This is a genomic window from Nocardiopsis mwathae, assembly GCF_014201195.1.
Classification (GTDB): domain Bacteria; phylum Actinomycetota; class Actinomycetes; order Streptosporangiales; family Streptosporangiaceae; genus Nocardiopsis_C; species Nocardiopsis_C mwathae.
Window position 1 is genome coordinate 4,948,848 of the sequence record NZ_JACHDS010000001.1, and the last position, 18,863, is coordinate 4,967,710.

At 63.3% G+C, this 18,863-nt stretch carries 20 protein-coding genes; 6 read left to right on the plus strand and 14 right to left on the minus strand.

Going from position 1 to position 18,863, the window contains the following annotated elements:
• Positions 1-63 precede the first annotated feature (63 nt).
• The 5 genes from HNR23_RS21850 to HNR23_RS21870 form a co-directional block, all read right to left on the minus strand.
• The gene (locus HNR23_RS21850; protein WP_221308209.1) at positions 64-984 is read right to left on the minus strand and encodes a DUF6282 family protein; all 921 of its coding nucleotides are present in this window, start codon (positions 982-984) and stop codon (positions 64-66) included.
• Positions 968-1,690, minus strand: a complete 723-nt coding sequence (locus HNR23_RS21855) for an RraA family protein (RefSeq protein WP_184078271.1) — start codon at positions 1,688-1,690, stop codon at positions 968-970. The genes HNR23_RS21850 and HNR23_RS21855 overlap by 17 nt, the downstream gene beginning before the upstream one ends.
• Positions 1,687-3,897 carry an isocitrate/isopropylmalate family dehydrogenase gene (locus tag HNR23_RS21860; protein ID WP_184078273.1) on the minus strand — a complete coding sequence of 737 codons (2,211 nt, stop codon included), beginning with the start codon at positions 3,895-3,897 and terminating at the stop codon, positions 1,687-1,689. Before HNR23_RS21860 ends, HNR23_RS21855 begins: the two co-directional genes overlap by 4 nt.
• Positions 3,894-4,616 (minus strand): hypothetical protein, encoded by a 723-nt coding sequence (locus HNR23_RS21865; protein ID WP_184078275.1) that lies wholly within the window; start codon positions 4,614-4,616, stop codon positions 3,894-3,896. Before HNR23_RS21865 ends, HNR23_RS21860 begins: the two co-directional genes overlap by 4 nt.
• Before the next feature lie 113 nt (positions 4,617-4,729).
• The gene (locus HNR23_RS21870) at positions 4,730-5,662 is read right to left on the minus strand and encodes a beta/alpha barrel domain-containing protein (RefSeq protein WP_184078277.1); all 933 of its coding nucleotides are present in this window, start codon (positions 5,660-5,662) and stop codon (positions 4,730-4,732) included.
• Between the two features lie 733 nt (positions 5,663-6,395).
• Here HNR23_RS21870 and HNR23_RS21875 point away from each other — a divergent pair.
• From HNR23_RS21875 to HNR23_RS21890, 4 genes are all read left to right on the plus strand, one after another.
• A complete protein-coding gene (locus HNR23_RS21875) occupies positions 6,396-6,593 on the plus strand; it encodes a tautomerase family protein (RefSeq protein WP_184078279.1) in 198 nt (65 codons plus the stop codon).
• Between the two features lie 44 nt (positions 6,594-6,637).
• Positions 6,638-7,903, plus strand: coding sequence for a multidrug effflux MFS transporter (locus tag HNR23_RS21880; RefSeq protein ID WP_184078281.1), 1,266 nt, complete (start codon positions 6,638-6,640; stop codon positions 7,901-7,903).
• A gap of 236 nt (positions 7,904-8,139) precedes the next feature.
• Entirely contained in the window at positions 8,140-9,096 is a 957-nt protein-coding gene (locus HNR23_RS21885; protein ID WP_184078283.1) for a LysR family transcriptional regulator, read from the plus strand.
• Positions 9,097-9,382: 286 nt separating this feature from the next.
• Positions 9,383-9,805, plus strand: a complete 423-nt coding sequence (locus HNR23_RS21890; RefSeq protein ID WP_184078285.1) for a helix-turn-helix domain-containing protein — start codon at positions 9,383-9,385, stop codon at positions 9,803-9,805.
• An 84-nt stretch (positions 9,806-9,889) separates the two neighbouring features.
• Here the strand turns inward: HNR23_RS21890 and HNR23_RS21895 are convergent, their stop codons facing one another.
• The 5 genes from HNR23_RS21895 to HNR23_RS21915 all read right to left on the minus strand — a co-directional run bounded on the left by HNR23_RS21895 (position 9,890) and on the right by HNR23_RS21915 (position 13,587).
• Positions 9,890-11,029 (minus strand): MAB_1171c family putative transporter, encoded by a 1,140-nt coding sequence (locus tag HNR23_RS21895; RefSeq protein WP_343070776.1) that lies wholly within the window; start codon positions 11,027-11,029, stop codon positions 9,890-9,892.
• The gene (locus HNR23_RS21900) at positions 11,026-11,568 is read right to left on the minus strand and encodes a hypothetical protein (protein ID WP_184078289.1); all 543 of its coding nucleotides are present in this window, start codon (positions 11,566-11,568) and stop codon (positions 11,026-11,028) included. The genes HNR23_RS21895 and HNR23_RS21900 overlap by 4 nt, the downstream gene beginning before the upstream one ends.
• A complete protein-coding gene (locus HNR23_RS21905; RefSeq protein WP_221308212.1) occupies positions 11,558-12,385 on the minus strand; it encodes an alpha/beta fold hydrolase in 828 nt (275 codons plus the stop codon). The genes HNR23_RS21900 and HNR23_RS21905 overlap by 11 nt, the downstream gene beginning before the upstream one ends.
• Before the next feature lie 607 nt (positions 12,386-12,992).
• A complete protein-coding gene (locus tag HNR23_RS21910; RefSeq protein WP_343070659.1) occupies positions 12,993-13,253 on the minus strand; it encodes a GntR family transcriptional regulator in 261 nt (86 codons plus the stop codon).
• A gap of 43 nt (positions 13,254-13,296) precedes the next feature.
• The gene (locus HNR23_RS21915; protein ID WP_184078291.1) at positions 13,297-13,587 is read right to left on the minus strand and encodes a GntR family transcriptional regulator; all 291 of its coding nucleotides are present in this window, start codon (positions 13,585-13,587) and stop codon (positions 13,297-13,299) included.
• Between the two features lie 311 nt (positions 13,588-13,898).
• Here HNR23_RS21915 and HNR23_RS21920 point away from each other — a divergent pair, with 311 nt between their 5' ends.
• A complete protein-coding gene (locus tag HNR23_RS21920) occupies positions 13,899-14,120 on the plus strand; it encodes a hypothetical protein (protein ID WP_184078293.1) in 222 nt (73 codons plus the stop codon).
• Positions 14,120-14,344: a hypothetical protein gene (locus HNR23_RS21925; RefSeq protein ID WP_221308214.1), complete on the plus strand. Its 225-nt coding sequence runs from the start codon at positions 14,120-14,122 to the stop codon at positions 14,342-14,344. Before HNR23_RS21920 ends, HNR23_RS21925 begins: the two co-directional genes overlap by 1 nt.
• A gap of 247 nt (positions 14,345-14,591) precedes the next feature.
• Here HNR23_RS21925 and HNR23_RS21930 read toward each other — a convergent pair whose 3' ends face one another.
• From HNR23_RS21930 to HNR23_RS21945, 4 genes are all read right to left on the minus strand, one after another.
• A complete protein-coding gene (locus tag HNR23_RS21930; protein WP_184078297.1) occupies positions 14,592-15,347 on the minus strand; it encodes a hypothetical protein in 756 nt (251 codons plus the stop codon).
• 194 nt (positions 15,348-15,541) lie between these two features.
• Positions 15,542-17,962, minus strand: coding sequence for a hypothetical protein (locus tag HNR23_RS21935; protein ID WP_184078299.1), 2,421 nt, complete (start codon positions 17,960-17,962; stop codon positions 15,542-15,544).
• A 54-nt stretch (positions 17,963-18,016) separates the two neighbouring features.
• Positions 18,017-18,358 carry a DUF6507 family protein gene (locus tag HNR23_RS21940; RefSeq protein ID WP_184080708.1) on the minus strand — a complete coding sequence of 114 codons (342 nt, stop codon included), beginning with the start codon at positions 18,356-18,358 and terminating at the stop codon, positions 18,017-18,019.
• A complete protein-coding gene (locus HNR23_RS21945) occupies positions 18,355-18,753 on the minus strand; it encodes a hypothetical protein (protein ID WP_184078301.1) in 399 nt (132 codons plus the stop codon). Before HNR23_RS21945 ends, HNR23_RS21940 begins: the two co-directional genes overlap by 4 nt.
• Positions 18,754-18,863 lie beyond the last annotated feature (110 nt).

Below are 18,863 nucleotides of genomic sequence, written 5' to 3' on the forward strand. Positions count from 1 at the left end.
TAGCCTCCAGAACCAAGCAACAACCTGCACGTGAGGCGGAGATCCAGATCCGTCAAGAGGACGTCACAGACTCAGCATGCGCAATGGCCCGGTGCGGGTGATTTCGACGATCCGTTCGGCGGTGAGCCCTGCCTCGGTGAAGCAGCGCTGCGTCCAGTCCATCCAGGGCCCTATGTCCATCTGGGATGGCTGGCCAAGGTCGGAGCTGTACACCACCCTGGGAAGGCGGGAGAGAACGGCGGCGAAGTCAGACCAGCTCTGGTAATCGAGCAGCCGCGTGAGCGCGGTCTGCTCCGCCCACACCTGATCCGGTGCGGCTACCTCCACAAGGTCCTGGTAGGCCAGCCCGGTCATGGGATTGGCCGGCTGGTTGAGCAAGAGACGGGGCAGGTCCAGCCGTACCGCCTCCTCGACCAGCAGCCGTACCTCATATCCGTTGCTATGGCCGGTGGAGATGACTATCGGCAAGTCGCGGGCGGCGTGCAGCAGTGCACGGACGTCGCGGCGAAGAACTCGACCATCTTGAGTGACGGTCAGCGGGCGTAGGCCTTCGGCCAACAGTGGGTGTGAGGGGCTTCGGCGCAGGCGGCTGCGGTGGGCACGGCCGGTGACTGTGGGCAAGTGGACGATCAGGCGCAGTCCGCTGTCGTCACCGTGCTGGATGACAGCCTGCTCCACTGCCCGCAGGTCAAAGCCGCCAGCGAGATCGTTGAGCACGAGTGAGCCGGAGACGGGGAGGCCTTGCTGTCGGGCCTCCCATGCCTGGGCAGCAGTCGAGCCGAGGTGGTTCTTCAGAACGACCCAGCCGCCGTGCTCCGCGTAGATCGCAGCGGCAGTGGCGGCATGATGGCGACGCACGTACGCGTCCGGTCCGACGTGGTAGTGGACGTCGATGAAGCGCGCTTCGTAGGCAGAAAGCTGGTCGGTCTGTGCAGTGAGGCAGTCGCCCTTTCCTGCCTCAGCAGACTCAGAGGTCACCATCATCGCCCCCGTCCTCCCACGGCCGCGCGTAGCCGAAGCGGGCGCGTGCCGCGTCCAGCCTGCTGCCACCAAGGACAGCTCGGCGGATACGGGACTCCGTACGTTCCACAGCTTCGGCACGTCGGATGACTTCCGGAAGCGCAGAAGCTGGGATGCGCAGCGCCCCGTTGTCGTCAGCGAACACCCAGTCACCCGGCGCGACCACCGTGCCCTCGATGTCTACCTGCACACCGGTGCGGTCCAGCACGACGCGGTTCTTACCGCTGACCATCGTCACTGCCGTACTGAACAGCGGGTAGCCCAGGGCACGGCCTTCTCGCACATCTCGTACCGAGCCGTTCACGACCGTACCTGCCACGCCGTTTTCCTGGGCGACCGTGCTGAGTAGGGAGCCCCAGTTGGTACAGGTGCGGCTGCCGCCATTGTCAACGACGATGACCGAGCCGGCGGGTACTTCATCGATGTAGTTGGCGGCATTGCGAAAACCGGCAGTGTCCGCAACGGGCCGATAGCGGACGGTGAACGCGGGTCCGCAAGCCACGGTGCCCGGGGTTCGGGGTCTGATATGGGGCAGCATGAACGGTGCGGCGTGCAGACTGTCCATGGCGTGGAGACTGTCCATCGCGTCGGAGACAGCGGCCGTGTCCAGCCGGGACATTCGCTCGCGTAGCGCTTCGAAGTCAGGGTGTGCGGGAGCAAGAGCAGTCATTCGGATACCTCCGGGACGCGGTGGTCAGTGAGGTGCCGGACAACGGACCATCCAGCAAACTCGGTGAAGTAGGTGCCGACCTCGGCTCCGCGATTGGGAATGGTCAGTCCACGTGTGCGCTCGCCGGATGCGTCGCGAACCGTACAGCTCAGGGCGACTGTGCCGGTGTAGTTCTCGCGGTCCCCGTCCTGCCATGTCCCGGACAGGGCGACGCTGAGGGTCTGCGAGCCGCTGCTACGGCGTTCCTCGGCCAGCTTGGCAGCGAAGGCGCCTTCAGTGAGCTGGTCATCGATGTCCAGCGCCAGGTCGTGTTGGTCCAACAGCAGTGCCAACTCCTGGACAGCCGTGCGGTGCTGGTCGGTAACGATGTAGTCCATCAGCGCGGAGTCCACGCGCTTAGCGAGGGTGCCGACCGCGTCTGCCGAGCCGTCCAGCCGGATATCGACGTACGGGTAGTGCCAGCGATAGGCCGACTTGATCGGCAGCCGACTGTCCCGAACAAGCTCGTCCACCAAAGCCGCCACATCTGCCTCGATGATGCCGAGCGTGCGCCGGAAGACCGTGGTCCTCTCGGGCTGGCGAGGCAGGTGTGCGAGGGCCTCGTGCATTGCCTCCGCCAGCATCGGGAGGCATTCCCGGGGCGGGCCAGGAAGCATGATCACTACGCTCCCCTGGGCCTCGGCGCGGCATCCCCATGCCGACCCGTTGGGGTTCGGGAGCAGCTCGGCGCCCTCAGGGAACAGGGCTTGGCGGCGGTTGTCGACGTGGATAGCGACACCGAAGCGGGTAAGGCGTTCCACGACACCCTGCCAGGCTCGCTCTCTGTGCTCCAGGGGACGATTGAGCGCGCGGGCTACGGCACTGCGGGTCACATCATCCGAAGTGGGGCCAAGTCCCCCCATGACCACGATGACGTCGTCGCGCCCGAGGCAGCCTTGGATCGTGTCCGAGATCGCGGCCTCGTCGTCGCGGACGGTGTGGCGAACTCGGACCGCAATCCCGTGCTCGCCGAGTACCCGTGAAGCGTTCCTTCCATTGGAGTCCTCCAGGTCACCGCTGAGGAGCTCGTCACCGATGGACAGGATCGCGGCCGTGGGCATGTCCGGCGCCGAACGACAGGCGTCGATGATTGACGCTGCTGCCTCGGTCGTCGTGGCGGTACCGCCGAGATCGTAGGTCACCCGGTCGCGGCGGCGGGCCACGTGCCTTACGGCCTCCTGAATGCCCTCGGCCTCACTGGCAAAGCCGAGATGCTCCAGCATCAGACCGATGGTCAGGAACGCGGCAGCAGGGTTGGCGCGCCCCTGACCTGCCATGGCCGGGGCACTGCCGTGCACCGGCTCGAAGTAGCCGCCGGCTTCGCCGATGTTGGCGCTGGCGGCCAGACCCAGCCCACCCATGACGCCACCGCCGAGGTCGGAGAGGATGTCACCGAACATGTTCTCGGCAACAACGACGCCGAAGCGTTCAGGACGACGCACCATCCACAACGCGACCGCGTCCACATTGAGCACCTCAGAGATGATCTCCGGGTAGTCCGCGGCGATCGTCTCCAGACGCTGGCGGACGTAGGCGCTGCTATGCCGTAGAACGTTGGGCTTGTCTGCGAGAGTGACCCGCTCGTAGCCACGGTGACGGGCGGTTTCGAAGGCGAACCGCAGGATGCGGTCCAAGCCGTGCGATGTCTGAAGGCGGATGCTGGCCGTGGTGTCGGCATGACCGCTGCGGAGCACGTTGGGATGTTCGGCGACCAGGGGCCACATCTCGTCCGGTACGTCGCGGAAATCGAGACCCGCATACAGCCCCTCTGTGTTCTCCCGGACCACGCAGAAGCGGTAGGGAGTACCGCCGCCGAGGTAGTTCTCCACGGGGCGAAGGTTTGCGAACAGGTCCAGTTGCTGGCGCAGTTGGATGATCGGCGAGACATACTGCGCCCCGCGCTTGCGCAGTTCGGGCTCCAGTTGCGCTGCTGCCTCGCGAGGCGGCTTACTCGTGGTGGCTCCCAGCAGAACGGCGTCGCTGCGGCTGATCAGCTCCCATGTGCGGTCCGGCACGGGGTTTCCCTCTGCGCGCCAGCACTCCCAACCGATGTCGCCGAATTCCAGATCGAGGGGTACGCCGAGGTACTCGATCACCGGAAGCGCGGCATCCAGGACTTCCGGCCCGATCCCATCACCAGGCAGTACTGCGATGGTCTTGCGGTTCATGTTTTGTCGTTTTCTACAAATTGAGCAACGGCGTTGCTGGTCAGGTCAGGTTGGTCCGCCCACGGACGCATACCCGCACGTGGGATACCCGTGTACCCGTGGTTCGACTGTGTCCCGGTGGCGAGGTGCGTGCGCTGTACGAGCAGCGACTGTTCGCCGTACACGTGCAGCAGAGATCCAGGGAAGCCCCGGACACTGGAACGGACATCGAGATCGCGCAGGAGCCGCAGGCCTGCGGCCAGTCGTCGGCCTGCTCGCTCCTGCTCATGCGAATCCGGTCGCTCAATGCTGTCGCTGTCGCGACCCGACCCGACGCCCTCCGGCTGGTGGTCAGGGCCCCTCACGACCTCACCGAGCCGACGCAGCGCTGCGGCCAAGCCGCACGTTCCAACGGTGGCGGCGATCCCTTCCAGCCTGGAATTCAGAGCGTCGTCGGCGACGGTGGGGGCGGACAGGAGCAGGACCTTCGCCTGGTGCGTCCATTCCTGAGCGAGGATCGACTGTACGACCGCCCCGCCAAGCGCGTTTCCGACCAGAACGTCTGGCGCGGCGTCACTGCTCGACGCGAGCAGCCGCACCCACCGATCCGCCAGGGTGCCCAGGTCATCGCCCTCTCTCCAGATCGACAGCGTGTCGTACACGGTGATCCGGTGCCCCGAACCGAGCAGGGATTCTGCGATGCGCTGGAAGAAAGCGCCATGGTCCCAACGGGGCAGCACTGGACTCAGGACAACCGCGTGGAGCGGTGCACCACCCTCGCCAAGGAGAAGGCGGGCAGGCACAGCGGTCGGGTTCTCCACCTGCACAGGTCCCGCTACCGGAGGACGTGGCGTCACCGGGCCCCCGCAGCCTTCAGTTCGCGAGCTGCCGAGAAGGCGTCACCGATCCAATGCGTGGGCAGCTTGCTGCGCTCTTCGACGGACAGGTCGAAGTGACCCAGGATCAGGTCAGGCAATGGAAGAGAAGGCACGGCCTCTTCGAATTCCGCCTCCATGCCATGGGCGAGACTCAGGATTCGGCCCAGGTCATATCCCTGTCCCCGCCCGTGGCGAGCGAGGTAGGCGACCCATTGTTCAGTGACGAGGTTGCCCGGCCCCTTACCCATCCCGAGCACGGAGGAGTCGATCCAGGTCGCTCCCGCATCCACCGCGGCAATCGCGTTGGAAAGCGCCAGACCGAGGTTGTTGTGCGCGTGCAGGCCGATAGCCGCATCGGTCACCGACCGGACCAGAGTGACAAGTTCGGATACCTCATGCGGTAGCAGGCTGCCATTGGAGTCGGCCAGGTATACGACGTCAGCACCAGCATCACCGGACATCGCAGCGAGCTCCGCCAGTCGACGTCGCGGAAGTTGGCTGACTCGCGTGATGTTGACAGTGGTACTGAAGCCAAGGTCTGCGGCCTGCGAAAGCATGGCCAAACCAGGTCCGGGCGCGCCGGACGGCAGGCAGAACCGCACTAGCCGGATGCCGGCCTCGTACATACGAGGCAGGTCGTCCTCCGTGATGTTCTTGGGGTGGAGGATCATACAGAGTCGTTCCGGGGCGACCACGTCGGCAATCGCACGAATGTAGTCGTCTGCTCCCAACCCGGTGATGCCGATATCTGGCATGGGCTTGAATGAACCGTTCCGATATCCGATCTCGATCCACTCCATCCCCGCAGCGGCACTCTCCTTGGCATGGCGAATCGCGTAGTCGAGTGGGAATTCAAAGTTGTTCCTGTATCCACCGTCGCGCAGAGTGACGTCAAGATTGGTAATCATTTTCCCTCCATATGACCTCATCAGGTTCAATGCTTGGCCGAGGCGACTATGGCGGCTGACAAAGAATGTTCTCCGGCTATAACCAAGCCCAGCAGGGCAGCCCGCGAGAAATACCGTTGCCTCCGCCGAAACCGCCCACCTGGGCCCCTCGCCCGACGCTTCGACCTGCCTGCTTCTCGCACCGCCCCCAGACTCAGGACACGCAGGCACCAGGCCACACGAACGCGAAGACCCGCTTGCGTGACCTCGCACTCCCCCTTGTGGCCCTCGATAGCAGCGGGACGCCCGTTCAGGATGCAAACCCCATCGACCGCAAGCGGATGAACTGTAAGCCAGAGACGACAAGCATGTCAACGAATGCAGACATTCCATCCGAATGCGTCAACTATGGCTGTCGCTGCGGGTGGGCCCTTTGGGCAGCTGAGGCCAGGAGTGGGGACCTTCGGGTGTTGCACCGACCTGGCGATTCGTCTGAGCATGAGCGTCGTCACATGGAGGGTCGCCCGACACAACCCAGCAGCACCGCCCGCCGCTGAGTAGAACCCAAGCTCATAGGCGTCCACCGCACCCGAACACCTCACCCTGGCCTCATTAATCGCAATTCGTGATGAGTGTCAGCGCGATTTGCGTCTTGGACGTCACCTCACCTGCTGCTGAAGTGGTTCTCGCCGCCCCCGGTGGAGTAGCCGGGGGCCGCGTGTGATGAGACCACCCACGATCCCGGAGAATCCCGATGCCTCTTATCCAGGTGCAGCAGACCCCCGGCAAGACCGCCGAGCAGAAGGCCGAACTCGTCCGCGAACTGACCAACGCCTACGTACAGGCCACTGGCAGCAAGCCGGAAAGCGTGTGGGTGACCGTGCAGGAGATCGACACCGAAAGTTGGTCGATCGCAGGAGAGACGCTCGCCGCCCGCGCCGCCAAGCGCTGATTCACCACTGATTGATCAGTGAGGCCAGGAGATTGACACGCTCGATGAAGTCCTCCGAGACAACACGCACGCCTTACGCCCTGCTGCTCGCAGTGCTGTGCTCCCTCAACGCCGGAGGGCTGTTCGCCTCCGACATCAACTTGCCAGGGGTGCCGGCCACCGCGCACGCCTTGGACACTCCGGTCGCGTCGGTGCAATGGACGTTCAGCGCCTTCATGATCGGTATCGCGATCTCACAGGCGGTCTACGGGCCGATCTCGGACGCCTACGGGCGCAAGCGTGTCATCGTCTCAGGACTCGGCCTGTTCGTCCTGGCCTCACTGGTGTGCGCGGCGGCGCCGACTGTCGAGGTCTTCGCCGCGGGGCGGCTGTTGCAGGCCCTCGGCGCCGGATCCGGCATGGTCCTCGGTCGGGCGGTGATCAGTGATCTCTACGACGAGAAGGACGCGGCGCGAATGTTCGCCACGGTCATGCCGATCGTGGGCGTCTCCCCGTCCATCGCCCCCCTCATCGGTGGCTACCTGACCACGTACGTGTCCTGGCGCGCTCCGTTCCTGGTCACCGCACTGATCGGGTTGGCAACGCTGGTCGTCATGGCGCGCTCGATCCCCGAAAGCCTGCCGCCGGAACGCCGTAGCAGGCACCTGGGCGCCACGCTCCGGGGCTACCCCAGGCTGCTGGCCCAGCCCTTGTTCTGGGCCTACACCATGAACCTGGCAGTTGCCTACGGTGGCTACTTCGGGTACCTCGCCGCCTCGCCCCTGGTCTTCGAACGAATGGGTCTCGCCACCGAAACCACCAGCTACTGCTACATCACCGTCTCGATCGCCTACGTGGTGGGGAACCTCTCCTCGCGCAGGCTCGTCCGCACCCGACCCATCAACCAGTTGCTGTGGCTTGGTCACGGATTCTTCTTCGCCGGCGCACTGATGATGCTGGGCCTGGGCATCGCGGGAGTCGGCGCACCCTGGGGTCTGCTGGTGCTGGTCTTCATGCCGGTGATGACCTTCGGCAACGGGTTCCTGCTCCCGCTGTCGATGAGTGCGGGCGTAACTGCTTTCCGCACGGCGGCGGGCTCGGCCTCTGGGCTGATGGGAGCATTGCAACTCCTGGGTGCATCGCTGGGGATCTACCTCTCCAGCCTGCTGCCGGCCGGCGACCTGTTCGCTCTGGGCTGGTTCGTGGTGGGAGCCTCGCTCGTGGGAATCGCGGCCTTTGCGGTGTTCCTCTCGCAAGCCGCACAACGGGCCACTACGCAACCAACCGGAGGAGAGCCAACGCACACCATTGCCCCCAGAGGGGATCAGTAGGCGCTCCCAGCATCTCGACGCATGGAGTGACCGACATCATTCCAAGGTTTCGCAGTGAGCCAACGTACCCTGTACACAGGTCGTCGAAGAGCACAGTCATCTCCTGGTATGTTCTCGATCATGCGAACTCCCCACCCGGGGTTCCGGGTTTCGCTGCACGACTGAAAAGGCGGCGAGCGTCATTGGATGGCACTCCCGGCCAGTAGAGACAAGGTCGGAGAAAATGCGGGGATTCAGTGGAACTACGGCAGATCCAGTACTTCGTCGCCGTCGCTGAGCAGTTGCATTTCGGACGAGCGGCGGAACAGCTACACATAGGGCAGCCCACAGTCAGTCAACAGGTGCGTCGGTTGGAGCGCGAATTACGCACTCAGCTCTTCGATCGCTCCACCCGCACGGTCAGCCTCACCCCGGCCGGTCAGGCCCTGCTTCCCGAGGCTCGCGAACTGCTCACGGCCCTGGACTCCCTCACCGCCAAGGCTCAGCACCTGGCCGCCTCTGATACGACCACTTTTCGTGTCGGAATCGGCTCTGCCGTAGGACAGCGCCTGGACGACTTCCTCGATGCGCTGACCACCGCCAGTAACGGCGCATGCTTCGAGTTCCAGACGCTTCCGGCACGTACTCGCCTGGAGCAGTTGCGCGCGGGGCGACTGGACGCGGCGTTCATCCGTGGTATCGACAGTGCCCCGGGTCTGCGGCTTCTCCCACTGTGGTGCGACCCCATGGTGGTCGCACTACCGGCATCACACCCCCGGGCCGCCGAGTCCCGATTGGACTTGGCGGACCTGGCCGAGCTGCCACTGCTTGTGGCCTCCCGCACTGCGAACCCGGTGCTTTTCGAAACCGTGACCGCAGCCTGTCGCAAGGCGGGTTTCGAGCCGACCGTTGGTCCTCCCTCAACCGGGTTACAGGACACCCTGGCCGGAATCAGCGCCGGCACACCGGGCTGGACCCCGATCTACCCGACAGCGGTCAACGCGGTCTCCTCCCGTCGAGTGATGGTGCTCCCTCTCGACGGAGATCCCATCACGATTCGGATGTCTCTCGCACTTCGGGAAGATGCAGATCCCAACCTCATGGAATTGCTCGCCACGGCCAGTGCCCAACTCCGAGATACGATCGCGCGCGAGGGCGAGACGTGTGCTGAATTGACACCAGAGGTTTCGGGCAGTAACGAAATACGCACCTGACGGAGTCCAGGGCCATCAGCGCCGGTCGCTAAGGGAATGACCACTTCCCATCCGATTATTGTGCGTCTTTGTGTGATTTTCCAATCTCGCCTGTCGGCTCACACCGTGAGCCCCGCCGCCGCAGATCGTCCTCTCGCCCCAAGCCTGCACGACGTGTCAACGGGCATGCGGCTCTACCCGCGATGCCAACCACAGGCGACGCAATGTAAGTTGTATATGACACAGCGATACAGGTAGTCGGCTACTGTTGTCCAGGTAGTGGATCACGGGTAGCGAGGTGGTGAGCGTGGCTGACAGCATGACCGACGAGCAGGACACGTTCGCCGCTCGGCTGCAGAGGTTGTTTCACGTGGTCCCGCGCCCGCCCGAGAAGGGTGGCGGTAGCTACTCGGTGGCCGAGGTCGCATCCGGTGTCGGCGTCAGCCGACAGCACCTCTACGACCTGTTGTCCGGTAAGAAGCAGCGGCCCGCGTGGGAGCTGGTCAACAACATCGCGAATTTCTTCGGCGTCTCGGTGGTCTACTTCGGCGACGACACAGCAGCAGAAGAGTACGCACAACAGTTGGAACTGCTGGTTGCCCTTGGCAAGTCAGACGTCAAGGATATAGCACTGCGCCTGGGGCAGCTGTCTCCCCAGCACCGTGGGCTACTGATGAACATGATGGAGCAGCTTCAGTCCCTGGAACAGGACGATGCTGATCAGGATTGAATCGGATTCACAGCAATGAGGACAGCCAGCACCAGAAAACGCAGTTTGCTTTCGTTATTCAGATCAGGCGGACCTGCTGACCTCCTATACGGCACTGTTTCCGACGCGATCAGAAAACTTCCTCCAGGCGCAGGCCAACGCAAGCAATTCCTGAACATCTGCCTCCATCCCGGAGACCGCCGGGGCGGCGATAACGGATGCCTCCGAAACGGGCCCCCGTCCCTCTGATCGGCGTACGATAGCATCCCGCACAAGCTCTGCTTGTCGGATAATCGTTTTGTCGTCGCCAAGGTCAGCAATGTAGGGGCTGAGCGATACAAGGCCATCGCGGCACTCGATGATCCTCCGATAGTAACGGAACCGCATAGACCGGAAATGCAGCATCTCCCGCAAGGGGTGCACCGGAGGAAAGAGCGCGATTTCGGGAAATTGCGAGGACAGCGCCGACCATAGCGGGCGCAATTTACGGTAGTCGCGGCGAGCCTCAAACCAGAGTCGTATTTTCACGACGAGTGTTCGCCCCCCGGGATATCCAATCCCGACAAAGAATGCGATTATGCCAATCGCCAAGATGGGGGTTGTCCATGTTTCTGTACCAGGAATCGGATCGATGCCCAACAGAAGCCGTCCCGACGTAGAAACTACGCGTGGGATATGGGTACCGATACAGTTCACTGCCAGTCCCGCAGAGGCCAGACGGAGACTCAGACGAGCACGCGACCGGGTGTGGTCGGACGCGGTCCACGCGAGGTGAGCACCACGCGCCGTCGCATAGCTCATGTACAGATTCCCAAGCGCATAGAACGCCAGTAGTCCCGGAGTCTGGCCAGCGTCTTCATAATTCACGGCCCCAACGTCGGAATCGATCGAGGCGAATGTGCTGATCAGTGCGAGGCAGGTCAGTAGTGCAATGGCAACCTCGATCCAGCCATGTTTCGGCTTGGCGACTGGAGAAACGGCAGACTGCAGCAAGACAATGAGCAACGCGAAGAAGAGCGTCAGAATTACATTCTGAATGAGCTTAGGCGACTGACCCGGAAATACCTCGGAAGATCCAGCCGCACCGACCATGAGTTGCGCCGATAGCGCCAGGAAAACCATGACAGTGCAAACTACGACGATCCGAAGCCAGTTATCGCGCGGAACGCGAACAAGCTGGACTAGTTTCCACATGGCAGCAAGGCCGGAAGCAGCCCACATAAGGAGATTCGGCAAAAACATCATAGCCACCCTTGGTGATCATCGAATGCGGATCGAAGCCGTCGGGCGGAATGTGTCTTCCGATCCGGAGAGAACTTTAATCGTTCGAGCAGGGTCGACCACTCTTTTATGACTGTCGCTACCATCTCAGCTTCGCGCTCGTGCTCGGGGCCGTAGCCGTCTCGCATCAGTATGCGTCGAATCAACTCGGGAGGAAGGTCCGGAAACACCTGACTCCATAGGTCGGCGTCGTTTTTATTTCCACCGTGGCCACTTATGATATGGCCAATCTCATGCAGAATAATGTGATCTTGGTGGGCAGGCGTTGTTTCTTTTTGGTAATAGATATGATCTGCCTGCGCTGTGCCTACCCACAACCCAAATGCTCCGGGCACCGGTAATGGGTGAGGAACAAGCTTGATCGGGCGTCCGCGATGCTCACCCAACCGCTCACATAGCACACGAACATCCAGGGGCGCATCGAGATCCAGTTGACGCAGAAGCTGTTTCACACCACGTCGAAGCTGAAGATCATTGCGCCAGCCTCTGGCATCACCTTTCATCTGGCCCTGTCTCCATGAACAGACGCTTCAGCTCGACGGCAAGTGCCCATGGGTGACTGACGAGACTGTTGTGACCGCCTGGCATTTCAACGAGGTCGTGATCCAGACGTCGGGCCAGCTTCTGCGCACAGCGGTACTCCCACCCGCCTCGTGACTCCACACCGCCGGTAGCAATGACCGTCGTGGTGTTCGCAGCGGCCACGATCTCATCCGCGCTCAAGGCCGAACGCCGCACCGCCGGAAAGTCCTGGGCGAAGAACCAGCGCAGGTTCTCGTCGATATCACCGACCAGGGGACCCGAGCGCGCTCCCTCCTGCACCGAGTCCTGGCCACCGCCGGTCAGTGAGGCCATGTGGCCGATCGCCGCTCGGACGTCCACCGTCGCAGCAGCCGCGACCTTGTCCAGCTCTGCTTCACGCTCATGGTCCAGGACCAGAGAGGCCATCGGCGGCTCATGCGCTACCAGCATCGAGACCCGATCTGTGTGCCGAACCGCCAAGTGAAGTCCGATGAGCGCCCCGATACTCGCCCCGATCACTCGGGCCGGCTGTGTCGTCGCGGCCGACAGGACCAGCGCCGCGTCGTCAGCGTGGCGCGCCATAGTGATCGGGACAGCGCCTCCGTCCGTGCTTCTGGACAGGCCACGACGGTCATAGGAGATGACTTGGTTGTCCCGAGCGAGTTCGTCAGCGAGCTGTTCGGTCGCGCCCGCTTCACCCATGCCACCCTGGATGATCAAGACAGGTGGGCCCTCGCCGCGTGTCTCGTAGTAGAGCCGGGCTCCGTCGGCCTCGATGGTCCCCTGAAGCGCCCCCACTGCCCCTCGCTTCCCTGGCCGAATTGGTGATCAACTTGCTGACCACGAATGACTGACGACGTGCCGAGGGTAGTCGGACGCGCAACCGTCCAAGAGCAGGATTGTCTGCACAGCCATTCAGGGACGCGATGCTCCGATGATGCTGCTTCGTCTCGGAAGGCGCCCGTGAGCACGGGTGTCGCGCGGCTTTCGACAACGCAGCGCGCTCCTGTTCAGAAGCCTGCGTGTGGCAACGTTCATATGCGACGGGGCTGCTCTGACCGACAGCCTGGTGTTCTCCCGCCTGTCACGAGTGCCGATCGACAGCCATGGCAAACAGGTGTCCGGACGTTGCTGATGAGCGTCACCGGCAGCCGAAACCGCAAACGACATCGTCGAACCCCTGTACCAGGACCTGTGCCTGATCGATGTCCCGGACCACGAGGAGAGCCAGGACATCGGGGACATGCTCGCGCGAGCACGCCTCGCCGACGTCTGACTCATACGACGGTAGGTGTCAAATCAAGTGAGACAGCGGGCTGGTTACGGGATCTGTAGCGTCGCCTCGCGGCGTCTGGCCGGGCCGTTGCCTGAGACCGTGTTGCTCGTACTGCCGCCCGGCGTCCCATCAGTCGCCGTCGGGCTGCTTCACTAACTCATGCCTCCGCGAGACGAACGACCCCATGCCCGGTCTCGTGATCAGTAATCCCTCTTCTCTCAGCGCCCGCACGGCCTTCCGTGCCGTCATCCTGGCAACGCCGAACTCCTGCTCCAGCCGGACCTCGGACACCAGATGCTGCGGCGGGTATGTGCCGGACGCGATGCGTGCCCTGAGCACGTCGGCTATCTGCTCCCACTTCGGACGCGTTGGATCCCAGTCGTCGATCACGATGGCCCCTTCCGAGGCACAGGAAGCGGGGGACAAGGGGACTCTATGACTCCTGGCCAGCTTCGCCTGGACGGTTGTCAGCTGAACGCTTGGCAACAAAGGTGCCGCGTTGCGGGACGACGAACAAGACACCGTCCTCAACAAGGACCTTGATCGCACGCCGGACGGTGGTCCGGGCTGGCCCGTACTCCTGCACGAGGCGCGCCTCGGAGGGAATCGCGCGGTTCGGCGCCCAGTCACCGCGGGCGATGCGAGCGCGCAGGATCTCCGCCAGCTGCCGGTACGGAGTCACCGGGCCGTCGTAGTCGATCTGGTCATCAGGGCCGAACTCCATGGTCACGACGCTAGAAGTGTCTACACCAAGAGAATGTAAGAGCTACGTATCTGTACGTAGCGCTACCAGTTCAGTTATCGTGAAGAGAACATCGACAAACGACAGACCCCGGCGAGTGCGCGAACACTCCCGGGGCACGGCCGATCTACCAAGGAGATCGACATGCAGCAGCCTAGCTGTGCCCGAACCCGATCAGCCAACCGCATCCGGCCCTACATCAGGGTTCTGGAACATCACCGCGCCATCGACGCCGACCGGTTCCGGCGGTTCGCCGCGTCCCTTGCCTCCCCCTCCTCCTCGGAGGCAGAGCGATGACGTCCCCCGTCACCCGCGCCGCGCTCAGCGGCATCGCCGTCACCTACGACCCGCGGCTCCCGCTCCTCCAGCGCTTCACCATCCGCGAGCGCAGCGGTCGCCTCATCCGCCTCCGCGCCCCACGCGGCGAAGCCCACCGCGCCCTCATCCACGAATGCGGCCTCACCCGCACCCAGGCCGCCCGCCTCCTCAACCGACTGGACGGGGGCACAGGGTGATGACGACCAGGGACGACCCACTCCTCCGGCTGCTCCACAAGCACTACGGCCACCGCTGGTCGATCCGTCGCACCAAGAGCCTCTGGATCGCCACAGCACGAGACCCCGACGCCGACCACGCCCCCACCGTCATCCACGACAGCATCGAAGCCTTCGTCCACGACCTCGAAAACCCACCCGCCCGAGCAGGCCGCCCGTCACGACCGCACCCGTCGTCGACCTGACCCTTCCACCCGCGCGCCCTCTGCCCCACCAATCCGCAGAGGGCGCGCGGACACACCTCATTCCGAACTTCTCACTTTATCTGCCGCACTCTCCACCTACTCAAGATGTACGACTTTCACATTTGGGGCTCCGTTTTGCGCGAACCAACCAGAAAGTTCGTTTCCTCCAATTAGCTGGCACTCCTCGGATTCTCCAACGTGGATTTTTGTCCCCTGACCCCTTCCTTCGGGCATTAATCCACACACCTCATCCTCTTATCCTCTCCAGGGCGGAGAGCAAGAGATCTCCAACTTCCGCTGTTGCTGCAGGAAGAGTGCTCCGCTGGAGTGGTGCTTCTCGCTGGATTAATCGAGGAAGCGCGAACTCCTCCCCCTCCACCGATACAGGAATGTCAAATACAGTAATTTCTCCTCCACGAATCTGGACTAACAGACACTCCGTGTTCCTGGAAAGATCCTCTGCGGTTTCACCAACCACAGAGAGAAGTAGTTCTGATGTTTCTTTGAACGACTTCCGTGGATACCTCTCCAGATGGGACCGGCTCGCCGTTTGACAGACCACAGCGCCGAGCAGATCGGCGGTTACTAGGTCTCTCCTGATAAAGCAGAGGGGAAGCAGTGTCGCCTCACCTTTGTCTTGAGATATTCGCTCAACAGCTACCGCCTCGCCAACCGAATAGATACGGAGAAAAACGTCTGTTCCCAGTGAAGTCTGAGGCAAGGGCGAACGAGCTCGCTTCAGCTGATCCGCTACTTCCTCTCTTGCTTTCTCGTCTTCCACAGCCACCGTCGGAACAAACCGACGAATCCCCCGCCCAGGAAGGTATGAAGAGTGAAGTTGATCGTCTCTCACGAGATAACTAGCTGGCAGTCCAAGTTCGGAAATCTTCTCAAACTCCCGAAATCCGATCCCATCCAGCTCGTCATAACTTGCATCCGGGAATCCGCGAAGTTCGATAGATATCTCATAGTCATAGCCCTCAAGAGCCGTGCCCGAGTGCATACCCGGATCTCCACTCTCACCCAGGTCAGTGAGACAAACCGTGAATTCCCCCAGACCTGGATCTCGCCCTTCCCCTCCGAGCCTGGATGTAAAGAAAGCGCTATCAGACGTCACCCAATAGAGATTTGCCCGACATGCTGCTGCAGCGACGTCCGCCAAGCCCACAATCCCTCGCGCCCCGCGAAGAAATATGCTTACATCGTATGCCACGATTCCCCCCTCCACTCACGCATCCCCACACCGTTCTTGTATATTACCCCATCCTCATATATCAGAACATCCCCGTCCTTGGTATAGAAGTACATTCGACCAACTCTTCCAACTCTACCCCCACCCGATTTGAGATCCCTTCCGAGTCGACCCTCCATGCCTTTGAGTGCGTTCTCGGTGGCCGCTTTATCCCGGCCATCGATGACAATGTCGCCACCAGTTACGGGAGAATCTGTATCTTGCTTGAATTTCTTTAGGGCGTTGCGAATCTGCTGTTCGATCGCATTATTACTTTCTCCTTGCACAGTCTTGTACTCTACTAGCCGCCCCGGATCATCTGGCCCGGACCTCTCGCGTACATCCATATTCTTAACGCCATCAATACCACTTTCCTTGATTCCAGTCACGTGCCTACCCTCGTCAGCGCGAAGCCGAGCGATCTCCCATTCATGCTGCCCGAACTTACTTTTCGGATGCTGGACCACATCGCGCTTGAAGTCATCGCCAAGGGGGCCGTCTTTCACGAGGCCGTCGATGTCGCGATTCACAGCCCCAGGAGTTCCATCGCCCTTCGGCGCATCCTTCGAGGTGAGGACTTCCAGAGCGCTGGGGCGCTCACCGAAACTGTTCCCATCAGAACGAGAAGTTCCAGCCCCGTCACCAAGTCCTTCGGGGCGTGCTTGAGATTCGCCCCCGGTTATAGAATGAGGCCTGCTCGCCTCCTCAGGCTTCGATTCACGGGTCGAAAGATCTTCCGCCTGATTTCGGTCTGTGTTCTCTGACTTGTGCCGATCAGCGGGCGCGGCGTCCGCCCCACGAGATCTTTGCTCTCCATCGTAATCCGGAGATTTTTCAGATGGAGCGTGATTGCGAGGACTGTTCCCCCTCCAGTGTGGGGATTCACCTCCCATCGGGTCACTTCCCCGTCCGCCAGCCGTACCGCCCTTCGGCTCACCCGTTGGAAGCGAAGTGGGAGACGAAGATCCCCGCGCGCCTGACTGCGAACTGTTAGGCGCGTCCATGTTGGACCCACCGCCCGACCTGGGCGGGGGTTCACCGCCGTTTCCAGCTGAAGCGGTGGGCGACGGATCGCCCCCGCGGGCTCCGGCTCCGACGGGTTCGAGGGCGGGAGTCTTCGACTTTTCCCACTGGGCGAAGGCCTTGTCGTAGCTGCCGAGCTTGTCGGCGAGCTGCTGGAACTTGTCGACCTCCTCCTGCAGCTGGCGGGTCGTGGGGTCAGCCGAGGCGTTCCCCTGACTGTGGGCGGGTGTCCGGGGGTTGTGGGGGCTGTTCGAGCTGTGGGAGCCAGTCGTCCCCTTCTCTCCGTTGCCCCCTCGCAGACCGCGGGCAAGCTGCCCCACCTTCGCCGTCGCTTGCGTTGCGGTTCGCGCAGCCCCGACGCCGCCACCCACCAGCAGCGGCAACGTATTGCCGAGCGTGGTGTAGGCGGTGTACGCGGGACGGTCGTGACGCTGATCCCAGGCGGTGAACCCATTGACGACCGCCCCCCAGGCGTCACCTGCCGTGCCCAACGCCCATGACGGCCTCCAGTTCTCGTCGAAGGACACACCGATCAGCTGTGCCCGGCCCTGGAACCCCGCGATCTGATAGTCGATGGCGTTGTCCAGCATGTCGCCCAGTGACCGGGCTCGGCCGTGCTCGCCGATAGCCCCGGTCGACCACACGAGTTGCTCGACCAGCGCCCCGACCCCCATGTCCATCTGAGCGTCGATGATGTCGCCCCACCAGGGTTTGTCGACTGCACGCACCGCACCCCAGGCGTCCTCGATCTGCACCCGGGTATCGGGCGAGCGGTCGTCCATTCCGTAGGCGAGCTGGCCGTCGCCGACCGGTTTACCGGTGTCGGGGACGAAGGTGGGGCCGTCGTAGAGGTCGGTGATCTTGTTGGCGCAGTCGCGCTCGGCGTCCTGGTACTCGGCGATCGCCTTGTTGACATCGGCCTTGAACCTCAGGTTCCGGCCGACTTTCTCTGGATCTTTCTGCCAGTCCTCCCCGGCCTCGGCGACGAAGACCTCGGCTGCCGCCTTGATCTTCCTCAGCCGGTTCGTGATCCGCTCAGCAGCATCGGCGAAGGCGGCCAGGGCGGAGGCCACGGTGGACAGGGCGTCGTTGACCTCCTCACCACGGTCGGCCACCGGGTCGGTCGCGGCGAACAGCTCGCCCGCCTCCGGGGCCCGGTAGAAGTTCTGCAGGATCTGCCAGGTGTGGCGGATGCTGTGCCCGGTGTCGGCCAGTTCCTGGCCGTCGCCGCGTATGCCCCGGGCGGTCGAGTGCAGTTCCTCGACCGCCACACCGGGCATGGGGATCGCTTCGGGGACGATCAGGCTGGCGCCGTCCAGCCCGATGCTGCCCACAGCCGGGCCGGGGGTGGGATCCGGAATCACGGGGGGTCCTCGTCCTCACGGGGGTGGGGGGTAACGGGGGGCTCGGGGCGGGAGCTAGAGGCCGAGGTCGCCGACGTGCCGCGCGCTGGACTGGGCTTCGGCCGCCATCTCCGTATCGCCGTCAAGGTAGGCGCGGGTCGCCTCGCCGCACCCGATGACCGCGCCCCCGCTCTTGGCCGCCATCCCGTGCATCTTGGGGGCGAAGGCTTCGAGGAACCCACCGAGGGCGTAGCTGACCGGTCCGCTGTTGGAGCAGCTGGAGGCGTACTGCAGGTCCTGGGTGACGCTGGCCGTGGTCCCGACCAGGCCGTCTCCGCCGCCCTCGCCACCGATCATCTTCCCTACCGCCTGCAGGACGGAGTTGACGCCCGCCGGCTCGATGTCCCACGAACTCAGGCGCTCTCACCACCCTCGCCGGTTCGCGCAGCGTCTTCTCGATCCGCCTGAGTGGGGGCTGCGCCGCCCGCGCGGCGGAACTTCTCGGGGCGGAGCACCAGCGACGGGTCCGCCCCAGCGTCGGGCAGGGGCGCGCCCGACTCGGCCTGGACCTCCTCCATGACCCGGAGTTCGAGGCGCCGCAGGGTTTCGGACAGCGGGGTGATGACGCCCCTCGCCTGTGCGGCCATCTCGTCGGCGACCGCTTTGAGATGGCCGTTCGCCTTCGGGTCGGGCAGCGTCACGGGGGTGAGTGCCGCGGCCGCGGGCCGGACAGGGGCCGGCGCGGCTTCGTCCTCCTCGGCCACCGGCGACTCATCGTCCCAGTCCGGAGGGTCGATCATCTCGAACTTCATCGCCTCGCCTCGGCGTAGGTAGGGGGTACCGATCGTCGTCGGGCGTGCCTCGGCGCGTCGGCGGGACCGCCGCAACGTTTCCGTTGGCTGCCGATTGCACGGTGTGACGG